Origin of the sequence: Bradyrhizobium sp. HKCCYLRH3059, from assembly GCF_051168035.1 — a bacterium.
Lineage (GTDB): Bacteria > Pseudomonadota > Alphaproteobacteria > Rhizobiales > Xanthobacteraceae > Bradyrhizobium.
Genome location: NZ_JBNPUF010000002.1, coordinates 291,600 through 304,307, shown reverse-complemented (window position 1 = coordinate 304,307; position 12,708 = coordinate 291,600). Strand labels below are relative to the sequence as shown.

The following is a 12,708-nucleotide window of genomic DNA, read 5'->3' as shown; positions in this document are numbered from 1 at the left end:
CCCCGATTGCGTTAACGCGGGCTCACTGCCGCGCCCCTAAACTGCGGAGCGCGCTTTATCCAGAAGTGACGGCTGCTGGAAGATCTCCGCCTCGCCGCCGATCCGGCGCTCCGGCCCGATATAGGCGGTGTTGGTGTTGCGGCGCCGGTCCGGGCCGAAATAGGTCTTGGTCTTGATGAAGGGCCGCGGATTGGCGACCACGTTGAGGATGCGCTGATACAGGCCCTTGGCCGAGATCGGCTTGGCGAGGAATTCCGTGACGCCGGCGTCGCGCGCGACGGTGACGCGGCGCTTCTCCGAATGTCCCGTCAGCATGATGATCGGCGCGTAGGGATTGCCCTTGGCTTCCGGCTGCCGGATCATCTGCGCGAGCTCGAGGCCGTCGAAGATCGGCATTGCCCAGTCGGTGATGACGATATCCGGCGAGAAATGAGTATACATCTCGAGTGCGGTCGCGCCGTCCTCGGCCTCGTTGACCTCGCGGGCGCCGAACGAATGCAGCAGCGTGCGCAGGATGCGGCGCATGTGCGGGTTGTCGTCGCAGACGAGAAAGCGCAGCTTGTTGAAGTCGATGCGGTACATTTGGCCGGCCCGAAGGGATCACCGGTGATGGCGGTATACCCGCATTAACCATACGGAGCCGCGGGTTAACAAAGCGTTGCGCAGGGCGGCCACGGAGCAAAAAGGCGCGGAAAACCGCCCGATGTCAGTAGCCGAACTGCTCGCTCAGGATCCGCTCTTCCAGGCTGTGGCCGGCGTCGAACAGCATCCGCATCGAGATCGTCTTGTCGGAGAGCACCTCGACCCGCTGGACGTTGCGGACCTCGTCATGGTCGGCCACCGCCGCGACCGGCCGCTTGTCGCCTTCGAGCACCTCGATGATCACATAGGCCGTGTTCGGCAGCAGGGCGCCGCGCCAGCGACGCGGCCGGAACGCGCTGATCGGCGTCAGCGCCAGCAGCGCGGCGTTGATCGGCAGGATCGGGCCCTGCACCGAGAGGTTATAGGCGGTGGAGCCTGCGGGCGTGGCGACGAGCACGCCGTCGGCGATCAGCTCCGGCATGCGCTCGCGCTCATCGATCAGGATGCGCAGCCGCGCCGTCTGTGCCGTCTGTCGGAACAGGTAGACCTCGTTGATGGCGTGGTGGATGTGAACGACGCCCGCGGCATCGGTCGCCCGCATCAGCAGCGGATGGATCACCGATTCCTGGGCCGCTTCGAGCCGTCCGTGCAGATCGATCGTGCTGAACTCGTTCATCAGGAAGCCGACCGTGCCGCGATGCATGCCGTAGATCGGCTTGCCCGAGCGCATGTGGTCGTGCAGCGTCTGCAGCATCAGGCCATCGCCGCCGAGCGCGACCACGACGTCCGCCAGGTCCGGATCGGAGTTGCCGTACAGCGCGGAGAGCTGCGTCAGGGCGGCCTGGGCTTCGGCACTCGGACTCGCGACGAAGGCGATCCGCTCATATCGCTTGGACGTGGTCATGCGTCGCAGGGCTCGCTGGTCAGTTGGCCGGTGACAGGCGCCGTGTCGTCTAGCCGACCTTGCCCGTGCTTGTCCATCGCGGCCGGTATCCTGGGGCAATGGGGCCGGGATGAGGCTGATATGGCCCGGACGTGCGCGCACGCACGGAAGTCATCGTGGCGTCATTTTTCCTGCAGGCTGCGCACGGGGTCCCAGGCCAGGGACCCGGTCGCCAAGCTTGCTTTCACGCGTTCGGCGAAGAAGTGGCTTGGCCGATCGCTCAGTGCGCTGTGCGCGAAGCAGTCGACCGCTTGCGGCAGCTCGCCGGCGCGCCAGTGCGCAAGGCCTGTGGCATAGCTGGTGAGGAGGGTCTGTTCCTCCGGCGTGAGCTCGGCTGCGCGGCCATGCAGCTCGTAGATCTTCAGTGACTGCTCGCGGCCCTTGACCCGGATGGTGTCGAGCTCGCGCCAGGCAAACTCGGTGCCGGCGAGCGCCACCGTGCTCTCCGAGGCGATGATCGTGGTGCCGTAGAATTTGTTGGCGCCCTCCAGCCGCGAGGCCACGTTCACGGCGTCGCTCATGACGGAGTAGTTGAAGCGGCGTTGCGAGCCGAAATTGCCGACCAGCGCGGCGCCGCTGTTGATGCCGATGCGCTGTGCCACCTTGATGCCCTGGAACGCCGTCGACGAATGGTTGAGCTCGGCGAGCTTCGCCTTGCAGTCGAGCGCCGCACGCGCCGCGCTGCGCGCATGGTCGGGATCGTCGAGCGGAGCGCCGAACACGGCGACCACGGAGTCGCCGATGTATTTGTCGACATAGCCGTCGTGGCTTTCGATGACGTCGGTCATGGCCGAGAGATATTCGTTGGTGAGCGCCATGAGCTGCTCCGGCGTCATCTGCTCGGCGAGGCGCGAGAAGCCCTCGATGTCGGAGAAGAACACGGTGACCTCGCGGGTCTCGCCGCCGAGCTGCGGCAGCCGGCGCGAGGCGAGCATGCGGTCGATCTCGTGCGGTGCGAGGTAATAGGCGAAGCTCTTCTGCAGCAGCCTGCGGTCCTTGTCGGTGACCATGAAACGATAGCCGGTGGTCGCAGCCAGCGCGAGCACACCGGCTGCGAGCGGCTCCGTCAAGGGCAGCCCGTAGGCATGGTCGAAGAGGATGGTGGCGAGCGCGGTGTAGAGCAGCGCGAGCCCTGCCAGGATTGCCGCTGCAGAGGCGGGGCGCAGCAATCGGGCGAGCAGCGCAGCCAGCAGGGCGATGGTTGCGGCGATGGCGAAGATCGCTGGGCGTCCGAGCTCGGTGACCGCGTCCTGCCGAACCAGATTGTTCACCGCCGTGGCGTGGATGTAGACGCCGGCAATGGTGCTGCGGGCGAACGTCTCGGAGATCCTGCGCTCGTCCAGAACGCAGCGCGGCCGCCGCGCGCCCTCGGCGCGGGTTGCGAAGCGCTTCGAGGTGAGCCGCCGATCCTCGATCCCGACGGTGCCGAGCAGGACGACCTTGCCGGCGAACTCGCGGCGAAAATAGTCCTTGTCGCCCTTGAGCGCGCAGGCGCGCAAGTCGGCAAACGAATAGGTCGGAATGTCCTGGGCGCCGCCGGCGAAATTCAGGGTCATGGTGCTCGGCACGCTGCCGGGCACCTCGTACGCACCGAGTGTGACGCCATCGGCGGCAATGACCGGCGCGGTGCCGGTTGCGCGCCCCGCCAATTCCAGCGCCATGCTCGGAACGGCCTTGCCGTCGACCGACAGCGTCAGCGGATGGCGGCGGACGACATCGTCGCTGTCGGTATAGGTGTTGAGCGGACGAAGGTTCTGCTGCTGACGCACCGCGATGCGCTGGCCGGGCGCGGGCAGGATCGGCGGCTCGGCAAAGATCTCGCCCAGCACCACCTTGCCGCCGGCGGCCGCGGCCGCGAGCGCACGCAGGAAGTCGCGATCGAAGCCGCGCGTCTTCTCGCCGAGAGTGCTGTCGCCGAGCGGAATCTCCGACTGCTCGATCGAAGTCTGGAACACGATGTCGAAACCGACCACCTTGGCGCCGCCGTCGAGGACGGCCGTCAGCACGCGCCCGATCTCGCCGGTCCAGGTCAACAGCGGCGCGCCCTTGAAGGGGGGCGCCTGATAGCTCTCCTCGTCGACCGCGATCACCACCGCCGGACTCGCTGCTGCATCGTGACGGTTGCCGAAGGTCTCGAAGCGCAGCCATGTCAGCGCATCCAGCGACAGGCCGCGGCCGCGCTCGAAGAGGGGCGACACGAACAGGCCCGCGCACGCCAGCGCGATGGCGATGACGGCAAGCGCGTCGCGCGTCCGGCGTCCGATCGCCACCGACGAGAGCCTTCGGTCTCAGTTGAACCGGATCAATCGCCCGACCGCAGGGCCGGGGCCCGCCTTGGCCTGTGCGTCGACCTTGAACACGATGCGCAAGTTGCTGAAGCTCGCGACATAGGTGCCGCCGGGCGTGAGCGGGTGACTGGTGCCGGCGAAATCGTAGAATCGTCCCTTGTATTGCCGGCCCGAGAGCTCGACCTGCTGGCGCTCGCCGGGCTGGTCGAGGCGTTCGACGGTCAGCGTGCCGCGCCCTTTGGCCTCGAAGATGGGTGACGCGCTGTAGATGATCGCCTGCGCCACCGGCGCGCTGTCCGGTCCAACGCTGCGCACGATCGTGGCCGCGACCTCGCTGGTCTCGCGCGAGGTGGCCTGTGCATGGCTGGCGTCGCAATTGACGATGTCGCTCTTGAGCGTCGCGCCGTCGACCGTGCTTTCGCCGGGGCCGACGGTGACACTGCCGGCGCCGTTGACCGTCTCGCGCCGGCACGATTTGAGGTAGCTCATCACCACGGCGCCATCCGGGCCGAGCTTGATCACCTGGCCGGGCGCGACATAGTCCATCAGCTCGGCGCCGGCCACATCACCCTGGACGTCCTCGACCAGCGCCGCCGGCGGACCGGCCCAGGCTGCCGGCGATCCGATCACGGCCGGTCCGGCGAGCCCGGAGAGGGCTGCGATGATGAGCGTCGGCAACTTCATGATGAACTCCGTGATCGCAATCGGCGGCGGCCTCTTGCCCCAAACCTGGGTGTCCCAGTGATGGGACGTCGGAGGCGATGGAGAGGTTCGAGCCCATAACACACCTGAGGGGAACAGGCACTGGTGCGGATGTGACTTGGATCACGGAAGAGTTGCTTGAGCTTGCTTCCAAGCCGCGGTTCATGCCCTTGCAGAGGTGGCGTGTTGCGCCAAGCGCCTAGGGGAGTGAGCTGATGGCAGGGATGAGATCATCCGTCGCGTGGCCGAGACTGATGGCTTTCGCCTTGACGGCACTGCTCGCCGGCCCGGCCCTGCACGCCGAGGATGCGCCACCGGCGGCGCACGACGCCGCAGCGCCGGGCTCGCATCGCACCGGCTCGGCCGGAAATCGCGCCGCGAGCCCGCCCGGCTCAGCATCGACCGCCGAGCAGCACAAGCTGCCGCCGGACTCTACCACGACACAGAAGCTCGAACTGCCCGGCCGCACGCTGTCGTTCACGGCGACTGCCGGTTCGATCCGCCTGTTCGACGACAAGAGCGAGCCGCAGGCCGACATCGCCTACACTTCGTATCAGCTCGATGGCGCCGACCGCGCCAGCCGCCCGGTGACCTTCTTCTTCAACGGCGGGCCGGGTGCCTCGTCCGCCTATCTGCAGCTCGGCAATGCCGGTCCGTGGCGGATCGGAATCGACGCGGCCAGCGTGACGCCGTCGTCGAAGCTGGAGCTGATGCCGAATGCAGACACCTGGCTCGACTTTACCGATCTGGTGTTCATTGATCCCGTCGGGACCGGCTACAGCCGTTTCGTCGCAACCGGCGACGAGGTGCGCAAACGGTTCTTCTCGGTCGACGGCGACGTGCGTTCGCTGTCGCTCGTGGTGCGTCGCTGGCTGGAGAAGCACGACCGTCTCGCATCGCCCAAATTCATCACGGCCGAGAGCTATGGCGGCATTCGCGGTCCGAAGATCGTCAACAACCTGCAGCATGACCAGGGCATCGGCATCAGCGGCCTGATCCTGCTGTCGCCGCTGATGGACTTTCGCGACTATTCCGGCTCGAGCCTGATGCAATATGTCGCGAGCCTGCCGAGCTATGCGGCCGTCGCGAAGCAGATGAAGGGGCCGGTGACCCGCGCCGATCTTGCCGATGTCGAGCGTTACGCCAGCGGCGACTTCCTGCTCGATCTCGTCAAGGGCGAGGCCGATACGGAAGCCACCAATCGGCTCGCCGACAGGGTCGCGACCCTGACCGGCATCGACCAGGTGGTCAGCCGCAGGCTGGCCGGCCGCTTCGACGTCTCGGAGTTTCGCCGTGAGTTCGACCGCAAGAACGGCCGCATCACCGGGCGCTATGACGGCTCGGTGCTGGGCATCGATCCCTATCCGGATTCGAGCCGCTCGCGCAGCTCCGATCCATCCGGGGACGTGCTCACCGCGCCGTTGACCAGCGCCGCGGTCGAGCTGACGACACGCAAGCTGAACTGGCACCCCGACGGCTCCTATGAGCTGTTGAGCGGGGCGGTGAACCGGTCATGGGATTTCGGAAAGGGCACCAACCCGCCGGAGTCCACCGGCGAACTCCGGCAGATTCTCGCGCTCGATCCCAAGCTCAAACTCCTGGTCGGCCACGGCCTGTTCGATCTCGCCACGCCATATTACGGCTCGAAGATCCTGCTCGACCAATTGCCGGCCTTCGCGCGGCCGCCGCGGGTCAAGCTCGTGGTCTATCCGGGCGGCCACATGTTCTATTCCCGCGACGATGCGCGCAAAGCCTTCCGCGGCGAGGCCGAGGCGTTGATGAAGGAGGGCAGGGAGGAGGCCCGATGAGTGCAGCGACACCCGGGCTATGAGTCTTTCTTGCGCCGGCCCTTGGGATATTTCCGCTCCATCTCGGCCTTCACCACGCGCTCCGGCCGCACCCGTGCGCCGGCGAGCCAGATCTCGCTGACGCCGGACTTGGTGCGCACGCGCCGCACCGCCTCACCATGGCTGGCATAGCCGGCCGCGTGCACGATGCGCCCGGTGTCGCGTCCGGTCACCTCGATGCGGGCGGCATCGAGGAACGGGTTGATGAATACCGGATTGGCGACCATGACCTTGTCACCAAACGGGACGAGATCGACGGCGCCCCACAGCGTCCACCAGCGGCCGGTCCAGTCGCGCGTCTTGCGCGACGGCGCGCCGTGGGTGGCGAAGGCCTGCAGGATGAACTTGACGCCATTGGCCCAGCCGGGTGCCCAGCCGTCGACGGCATTGGTCAGCACGGTGATCGTGATGTCGCGGGCGGGAATGACCGACGTCCGCGAGATGTAGCCCTGGAAGCCGCCGCCATGGCCGAACCAGTCGAAGCCGGCCGTTGTCCCGCTCATGAGCGCCAGGCCGTAATAGGCCTCTTCGACGTCCTGGGGCACGCGCCATTGCCGGCGCACCATCTCGCGCCGGCTCGCGACCGACAGCAGGCTCTTCTTCGCGTTCGGGGCAAGCTGGGCGAAGAAGCGGGCGGTGTCGGCCGCGGTCGCGACGATGCCCGCTGCCGGCATGATCGCGTTGGTCGGATTGTCGCCGGGAATCACGACGCGGCGGCCCACGGGGACGACGCGTGAATGGCCGCGCGCGAACGGGACACTCTTGCCGAGCAGCGTCATGTCGGGCGCGCTTTCTCGCAAGGCCAGGGGCGTCATGACCTCGCGCTGCAGCCAGGCCGGGTAGGGCTCGCCGGTGATCGCCTCGATGACCAGGCCGAGCAGGCCGTAGCCATGGTTGGAATATTTGAACCGGCTGTTGGGATCGATCGCCGGCGGCTGCTTCAGCTCGGCCAGCAGTTCGTCCTTGTCGAGATATGACCGGCCATCCGTGAACTGGCCGGAATCCTTGCCGTCACGGATCAGGCCTGCCGTGTGCGACAGCAGCTGGTTCAGTGTGGCCGCGGCGACATCCGGATGCAGATCCTCGACGTACTGTCCGACGGTGTCGTCGAGCTTCAACCGCTTCTGCTCGCGCAGGCGCATGATGGCGGCGGCGGTGAACGCCTTGGTGTGCGAAGCGATACGGAAGCGGTGCCGCGGCGTCAGCTTCTCGCCGCTGTCGAGATTGGCGTGCCCGAAGGCCGCCTCCAGCACGATCTCACCGCGATGGGCGATCGCAATAATGCAGCCGGGTTGCTCGGAGACCGCGACCTGAAAGGCCAGCCAATCCCTGATGTAATCGAGTGCTGCGCCAAGCCAGGACTCCACGAGGCAATCTCCCATTCAAAAATCTGATGAAAATCGTCTGCACGAGGTTTCATCCATAGCGGATCAACGACAGCGGACAAACGAAAATGGCGCAACCCTTTCGGGTTGCGCCACTGTCGAGATCGGAGCTGGTCCGATCGCGTCGTCAGTAGACGAGGCCGGTGCCCGGCTGCTTCTCGAGCGCGTCGGCCAGCGAGCGATATTCGGGGCTGTTGGTGCCGGCGAGCTGCGCGACCTTGTCGAGGTGGTACTTGGCCTGCTCGCGGTTGCCCTGTTCGAGCTGCCACAGGCCGTAGTACTGCCAGGTGCGCACGTGGTTCGGATCATCCGCCAGGGCCTGCTCGTAGTACTGCTTGGAGGCCTGGTAGTTGCCGAGCTTGCGGTAGGAGTAGCCGATCAGATTGGCAACGTCGGCGACGTCCTCGCGGTTCAGCGCCTTGAGCTGCTGGATCGCGGTGGCGTAGTCGCCGCGATCATAGATCGAGGTATAGGCCGTGCGATAGGCCGCCAGGAACTTCGGATCTTCGATGCTCGAGCTCTTGTCCTTCTTCTTCTTGCCCGAATCCGACGCCGGCGGCGACGACGGGGTATCGCTGCCCGCGGCATAGGCCTTCGACAGAAGCAGCGGCCCGGAGGCCACGGCCATCGAGAACAGAGCCAGCGTGGCAATCCTGAGCGCAGACTTTTTCATTCGTATCTCCCGAGTTGTCGATCCAACAGGTGACTGCGTACGGGGAAGAACTCCCGCAGCTGCGAAATATTCCCGGCCATTTGCGCGGATTTTGCGCCGCGATCGGTGCATTATACGGACGACATGATGACAGACCAGTCACCTCGATGACTATCCCTTCATGTCCATGAACCGAAAACAGCGCTTTACTTCAGGGTGGGTTCAGTGCCGGTTCCCTATCGTCGTCTCCATGATCACGAGCCCATCCAGACTGGATGGTGCCTCCAGATCTTCACATCACGGAGACGACCATGCTGAAGTCAATGTCTGTTGCGCTGCTCGCCGCGTCGATCCTGACTGCGCCCGCGTTCGCTGCTGGTGCTGCAAAAACCGATACGTCCGCGAAGTTCAGCCAGACCACTGGCACCGCGAAGACCGATGTGAGCAAGACCGATGCGGCCAAGACCAACGCCACCAAGCCGGGCGCGACGCAGGCCGGCGACAAGGCGAACGAGATGAAGCCCACCGTCGGCAAGACGAAGACCAAGCCGCATGCCTCGCTTGTCCGCCACAAGCATCGCCACGTGGCGCATCTCAGCCATCACAACAAGGTGAGCTTCAAGCGCGTGACGCCGGCGACCCGCCGCGGCTGATCTAGCCAAGGCCACGCAGAGCCGATCTGGTCGTTGACCGCCGGGGCGCGCCAGAGCGCTCCGGCGGCAGCGGCTTGACGAAGGCGTGAGCCGGGACGGATTTCCCGGCCTCTGGCTTTGAGCTAGAACGGCCCCGGGATTGGCTTTCAAGAGTTGGGCGCCTGGGGATGGGGAGAATGAGCTGGTGGCCGGCAACCGCGCTGGCGCTGCTGTTGGCGGGGTGCGCCAGCGGAGGTCCTGCCGCGTTCATGAGCGAGGACAATCGCGGCATCTCCTACACCGGCGATCGTGGTGTCGGCAGCCAGCCGTTTCCAGCCAACCACCGCAGCGAGATCCTGTCCTATCTCAGGACCTACCTGAACAATCCGGTCGGGGTGCGCGACGGCGTCATGGCGGAGCCGGTGCAACGGACGGTCGGTGGCCGGCTGCGCTATGTGAGCTGCCTCCGCTATGCGGCGCGCGAGTCCGACGGCAGCTACCGTCCGGCGCAGGAGCGCGCGGCGGTGTTCGTCGACGGCCGGTTCGACCGTCTGGTCGAGGATGCCGGCGAGCTCTGTGCCGGGTCGACTTACGCGCCATTCCCGGAGCTGGCCGGCCTCACGCGCTAGGCCGCGGCGTTTTCAGGTCCCGGCGTTTTCGAAGGATGGCCACGTCGTCGCAGCGCCTTGCCAAGCCGCTTGCCCGATCACAAATCAGGGATGGACCGAACGCTTTGTCGCCTCGCGGCGACCAAATATCGGGCGAGGCGTCAGCTTCACGAAATATTCGGGAAGCCTATGGAACAAAAGGCCTTTGTTGCCCTCTGGTGACACCGCAGCAGCAATCACAGCTGCGTCACCGCCACCGGGCAACCCAAATGCGGCCATGATGTTCGATAGATGTCGCAAACGAATAACGGGGACGTCCCATGAAGCGGTTTTTATTCAGTGCAGTGGCTTTGACCACATTGGCTGCCCCGGCTTTCGCCGCCGATATGCCTCCGCGCACCTACACCAAGGCACCGGTCTACACGCCGCCTCAGGCGATCTACAACTGGACCGGCTTCTATCTCGGTGGTCACCTCGGCGGCGCCTTCGCGGGCAATAACAGCCTGGAAGGCAACAACGGCCGCTTCCTGGGCGGCGTGCAGGGCGGCTTCGACTACCAGTTCGCCCCGAACTGGGTGCTCGGCATCGAAGCCCAGTACAGCTGGATGGATCGCAATACGACCAATTTCGGCTTCCCGGGGGCTGCGGTCGTGACCTCGACCGGCGCCAACCAGCTCGGCTCGGTCGCCGGCCGCCTCGGCTACACCTGGGGACCGGCATTGCTCTATGCCAAGGGCGGTTATGCCTGGCGGGACGGCAACAATCTCGGGGTGAGCGTCGCCGGCGTGCCGACGGGCTTCACCACGTCCGGCAATACCAAGGACGGCTACACCGTCGGCGCCGGCCTCGAATACATGTTCGCGCCGAACTGGTCGGCCAAGGCTGAATACCAGTACTACAATTTCGGCAATACGACCTTCACGGGTGGGCCGGCTCCGGTTGTGGGCAGCCGCTTCAACAGCGACGAGCATACGGTGAAGGTCGGCGTGAACTACCGCTTCGGCTGGGGCGGACCAGCCGCCAGCAAGTACTAAGCGAGATCGCCGAGCCCGTGACCGGCGGCGTTCGGCTGGAAGCGGATCACGCCTCAATTCCAACACGCCCGCGCCGTCTGGTGCGGGCGTGTTGCTGTCCGGTGGTTGGCTGGCGATGGTTTCGGGATCGCTCACGCAGTGCGAAAAAATTTTCAAACCTTCGTGAAACTTTCGCCATCAGTTGATATTATCGGTGCGCCGGTTTGATGGATCATCCCACATGCGTATCTTGGTGTCCGTGCTGTTGTTGTCGGCGGCTGTTTTGCCGTGCTCCGCCCAGACCGTTCTGAAGACCGAACCGTTGATGCTGGCCCCCTACGAGGTGGCGCTGGTGCAAACCGCGTCCTGCCCGTCGGGCAAGGTGCTGAAGGTGACCGGTGCGATCCGCGGTGTCAGCCGCAAGCGTGCCTGTGTCGCCCTTCCGGCCGAAACGGCATCGCTGGCGACGGCGACGCCCTGAGAACGGGCTTCATGGCGACCTTCCAGCGGGCAGCTCCGGCTGCCCGCTGATCGCGGGTCTGTCTGTCGAAAAATCCTTGATGAAGGCAAGTCGTCCGCGGGACCGGACTGGCATGAAGACGTGAATGTCTTCTGCCGGCGGCTTCCGTCCAGGCCCGCCGAGGCTCGGGGACAGCAGCGCACAGAGGCTATAAGTATCACCCGAGAAGTATCACCCGCGGCGCGCTTCCGCCGCAGCCGCTCAGGATGCGAACGGGATGTTGAACTCCTGCTCGGCTTCGGCACGGTTCTGCCAGGGATCTTCCTCGGGCTCGGCGGCGCAGGGCCGGATCTCGTAATCATTGTCGAGCTGCAGATGCGCGGTCGATCGCGCATTGATCATCACGTCCACCACCAGCCCGCTCTGCCGCGCCAGCCGCCAGACATCCCCCTCGGTCGGATAGGCCTTGCTCAACTTGGCGTCGTTGCAAAACAGCGCGTAGGGCATTCCAAACAGCTCCAGAGAAGCGAAGGATGAACCGAGAATGAACGGCACGTGCAGCGAGACACTGGCGCGCCTGGGGCAGGAAAGGGGCCTTTTCGGGCGGCCGAGTCGTAAACGAGTCCTAAATTTTTGAAAAAAGAATCCGTGGGACTCCGGGGCTAGAATCGCCAGATGGTTAAGCCCATGGGAACCGATCTCCACATCTTCTGCGGGCGGATCCAGCTGACGCTCGCCTTTGGGCTGCTGCTCGCCTTCGTCGCCAATGTGGCGCTGCTGTGCGCCTGGCTGTGAGCCGGCGCGGCGATTGCGGATATGTTTGTGTACCCTCGGCCATAGATCCCCGGCGCGGTCGCCTTTAGTCCTCAGGGAGGGCGCTCCGTCCGGCCGATGCTTTCAGGCGCGCGAGTGTCGCGCTGAAATATTCCTGACGCTCCCGATTGAAGCGCTCCTGATGGGCCCGGAAGCGCGCGACGCGGGCGCGAATCTCCGCCTGCATGTCGCGCTGCAGATCGAGCTGCGAGGCGATGCTGGTGAAGCGCTCCGCAGGGACCGGGCTCGGGGCGGCGAACGAAGCCTCGGACGCAATGGCGTCGGGCGCTCTCGGCCTTGCAGGCTCCCCCACGGCATTGGGGATTGCGACTTGCACGTTGCCGCCGCGACGTGCCTCGGCTTCAACGGTGTTGCCGATCACGTGCTCGACAGCGGCGTGCGTCGGGCGACCGGCCACGGCCTGCTGCGGTGTGATGGGGGTGCCGGCCGGAACGGTAGGCAGCTCGAACTGGGCGAAGTCGGCCGGCTTGCCGGTCACAGACTGCACGAAGGCCATGGTCTGCGCGATCAGCGCATCACGCTCTTCCTTCCACGTCATGACGCTTGTCCCCCGATGCCTCAATTGCAACAAAAGCGGCTGACGAAATCAAGTTGAAGACCAGTGACTTCTGGGGATAAGCAGGAGTTCTAGGTGAGATGTGACAACAATGTTGCCACAGTCTGAACTCGTTTCGTCCCCCACCCGCAAAAGGCGATACCGGCAATCCAATCCCGCACAGATGGTTCCTAAGCGGCGGTTTTTCCGGAGCTCTTCTTGACAGA

Annotated in this window: 14 protein-coding genes; 6 read left to right on the top strand and 8 right to left on the bottom strand. The window is 65.4% G+C overall.

Features of this window, described 5'->3' with window-relative positions:
- Window positions 1-36 precede the first annotated feature (36 nt).
- The 4 genes from ACQR13_RS08320 to ACQR13_RS08305 form a co-directional block, all read right to left on the bottom strand.
- Window positions 37-582, bottom strand: coding sequence for a response regulator (locus ACQR13_RS08320; RefSeq protein WP_172107934.1), 546 nt, complete (start codon window positions 580-582; stop codon window positions 37-39).
- A gap of 124 nt (window positions 583-706) precedes the next feature.
- Entirely contained in the window at window positions 707-1,486 is a 780-nt protein-coding gene (locus ACQR13_RS08315; protein WP_315714654.1) for an NAD kinase, read from the bottom strand.
- A gap of 161 nt (window positions 1,487-1,647) precedes the next feature.
- Window positions 1,648-3,795, bottom strand: coding sequence for a CHASE2 domain-containing protein (locus ACQR13_RS08310; RefSeq protein ID WP_434843472.1), 2,148 nt, complete (start codon window positions 3,793-3,795; stop codon window positions 1,648-1,650).
- Window positions 3,796-3,813: 18 nt separating this feature from the next.
- Window positions 3,814-4,497 (bottom strand): hypothetical protein, encoded by a 684-nt coding sequence (locus tag ACQR13_RS08305; protein ID WP_315714652.1) that lies wholly within the window; start codon window positions 4,495-4,497, stop codon window positions 3,814-3,816.
- Window positions 4,498-4,730: 233 nt separating this feature from the next.
- Here ACQR13_RS08305 and ACQR13_RS08300 point away from each other — a divergent pair, with 233 nt between their 5' ends.
- Window positions 4,731-6,323, top strand: a complete 1,593-nt coding sequence (locus tag ACQR13_RS08300; RefSeq protein WP_434843471.1) for a S10 family peptidase — start codon at window positions 4,731-4,733, stop codon at window positions 6,321-6,323.
- 17 nt (window positions 6,324-6,340) lie between these two features.
- On the opposite strand, the gene ACQR13_RS08295 is transcribed toward ACQR13_RS08300, so the two are convergent.
- Together ACQR13_RS08295 and ACQR13_RS08290 are read right to left on the bottom strand one after the other, a co-directional pair.
- Window positions 6,341-7,729 carry a serine hydrolase domain-containing protein gene (locus ACQR13_RS08295; protein ID WP_316225266.1) on the bottom strand — a complete coding sequence of 463 codons (1,389 nt, stop codon included), beginning with the start codon at window positions 7,727-7,729 and terminating at the stop codon, window positions 6,341-6,343.
- A 145-nt stretch (window positions 7,730-7,874) separates the two neighbouring features.
- The gene (locus tag ACQR13_RS08290) at window positions 7,875-8,420 is read right to left on the bottom strand and encodes a tetratricopeptide repeat protein (protein WP_315714649.1); all 546 of its coding nucleotides are present in this window, start codon (window positions 8,418-8,420) and stop codon (window positions 7,875-7,877) included.
- A 290-nt stretch (window positions 8,421-8,710) separates the two neighbouring features.
- Between ACQR13_RS08290 and ACQR13_RS08285 the strand changes: the two genes are divergently transcribed.
- The 4 genes from ACQR13_RS08285 (at window position 8,711) to ACQR13_RS08270 (ending at window position 11,133) form a co-directional block, all read left to right on the top strand.
- Entirely contained in the window at window positions 8,711-9,052 is a 342-nt protein-coding gene (locus ACQR13_RS08285) for a hypothetical protein (protein WP_434843470.1), read from the top strand.
- Window positions 9,053-9,228: 176 nt separating this feature from the next.
- Window positions 9,229-9,660, top strand: coding sequence for a hypothetical protein (locus ACQR13_RS08280; protein ID WP_409998611.1), 432 nt, complete (start codon window positions 9,229-9,231; stop codon window positions 9,658-9,660).
- Window positions 9,661-9,959: 299 nt separating this feature from the next.
- Complete coding sequence (locus ACQR13_RS08275) at window positions 9,960-10,673, top strand: outer membrane protein (protein WP_434843469.1); 714 nt, start codon at window positions 9,960-9,962, stop codon at window positions 10,671-10,673.
- A 220-nt stretch (window positions 10,674-10,893) separates the two neighbouring features.
- Window positions 10,894-11,133 (top strand): DUF6719 family protein, encoded by a 240-nt coding sequence (locus tag ACQR13_RS08270; protein ID WP_315714646.1) that lies wholly within the window; start codon window positions 10,894-10,896, stop codon window positions 11,131-11,133.
- Between the two features lie 240 nt (window positions 11,134-11,373).
- On the opposite strand, the gene ACQR13_RS08265 is transcribed toward ACQR13_RS08270, so the two are convergent.
- A complete protein-coding gene (locus ACQR13_RS08265; RefSeq protein WP_315714645.1) occupies window positions 11,374-11,619 on the bottom strand; it encodes a hypothetical protein in 246 nt (81 codons plus the stop codon).
- 180 nt (window positions 11,620-11,799) lie between these two features.
- Here ACQR13_RS08265 and ACQR13_RS08260 point away from each other — a divergent pair, with 180 nt between their 5' ends.
- A complete protein-coding gene (locus ACQR13_RS08260; RefSeq protein WP_041750859.1) occupies window positions 11,800-11,907 on the top strand; it encodes a hypothetical protein in 108 nt (35 codons plus the stop codon).
- A 64-nt stretch (window positions 11,908-11,971) separates the two neighbouring features.
- Here ACQR13_RS08260 and ACQR13_RS08255 read toward each other — a convergent pair whose 3' ends face one another.
- On the bottom strand, window positions 11,972-12,484 hold the full coding sequence (locus ACQR13_RS08255; RefSeq protein WP_434843468.1) for a hypothetical protein: 513 nt from the start codon (window positions 12,482-12,484) through the stop codon (window positions 11,972-11,974).
- Window positions 12,485-12,708: the final 224 nt, after the last annotated feature.

Excerpts from the sequence above, each read along its gene's own strand:
- ACQR13_RS08285 (WP_434843470.1), top strand. The coding sequence starts at position 8,711 with ATGCTGAAGTCAATGTCTGTTGCGCTGCTCGCCGCGTCGATCCTGACT.
- ACQR13_RS08290 (WP_315714649.1), bottom strand. The coding sequence starts at position 8,420 with ATGAAAAAGTCTGCGCTCAGGATTGCCACGCTGGCTCTGTTCTCGATG.
- ACQR13_RS08305 (WP_315714652.1), bottom strand. The coding sequence starts at position 4,497 with ATGAAGTTGCCGACGCTCATCATCGCAGCCCTCTCCGGGCTCGCCGGA.
- ACQR13_RS08270 (WP_315714646.1), top strand. The coding sequence starts at position 10,894 with ATGCGTATCTTGGTGTCCGTGCTGTTGTTGTCGGCGGCTGTTTTGCCG.
- ACQR13_RS08315 (WP_315714654.1), bottom strand. The coding sequence starts at position 1,486 with ATGACCACGTCCAAGCGATATGAGCGGATCGCCTTCGTCGCGAGTCCG.
- ACQR13_RS08300 (WP_434843471.1), top strand. The coding sequence starts at position 4,731 with ATGGCAGGGATGAGATCATCCGTCGCGTGGCCGAGACTGATGGCTTTC.
- ACQR13_RS08280 (WP_409998611.1), top strand. The coding sequence starts at position 9,229 with ATGAGCTGGTGGCCGGCAACCGCGCTGGCGCTGCTGTTGGCGGGGTGC.
- ACQR13_RS08255 (WP_434843468.1), bottom strand. The coding sequence starts at position 12,484 with ATGACGTGGAAGGAAGAGCGTGATGCGCTGATCGCGCAGACCATGGCC.
- ACQR13_RS08260 (WP_041750859.1), top strand. The coding sequence starts at position 11,800 with ATGGGAACCGATCTCCACATCTTCTGCGGGCGGATCCAGCTGACGCTC.
- ACQR13_RS08275 (WP_434843469.1), top strand. The coding sequence starts at position 9,960 with ATGAAGCGGTTTTTATTCAGTGCAGTGGCTTTGACCACATTGGCTGCC.
- ACQR13_RS08265 (WP_315714645.1), bottom strand. The coding sequence starts at position 11,619 with ATGCCCTACGCGCTGTTTTGCAACGACGCCAAGTTGAGCAAGGCCTAT.
- ACQR13_RS08320 (WP_172107934.1), bottom strand. The coding sequence starts at position 582 with ATGTACCGCATCGACTTCAACAAGCTGCGCTTTCTCGTCTGCGACGAC.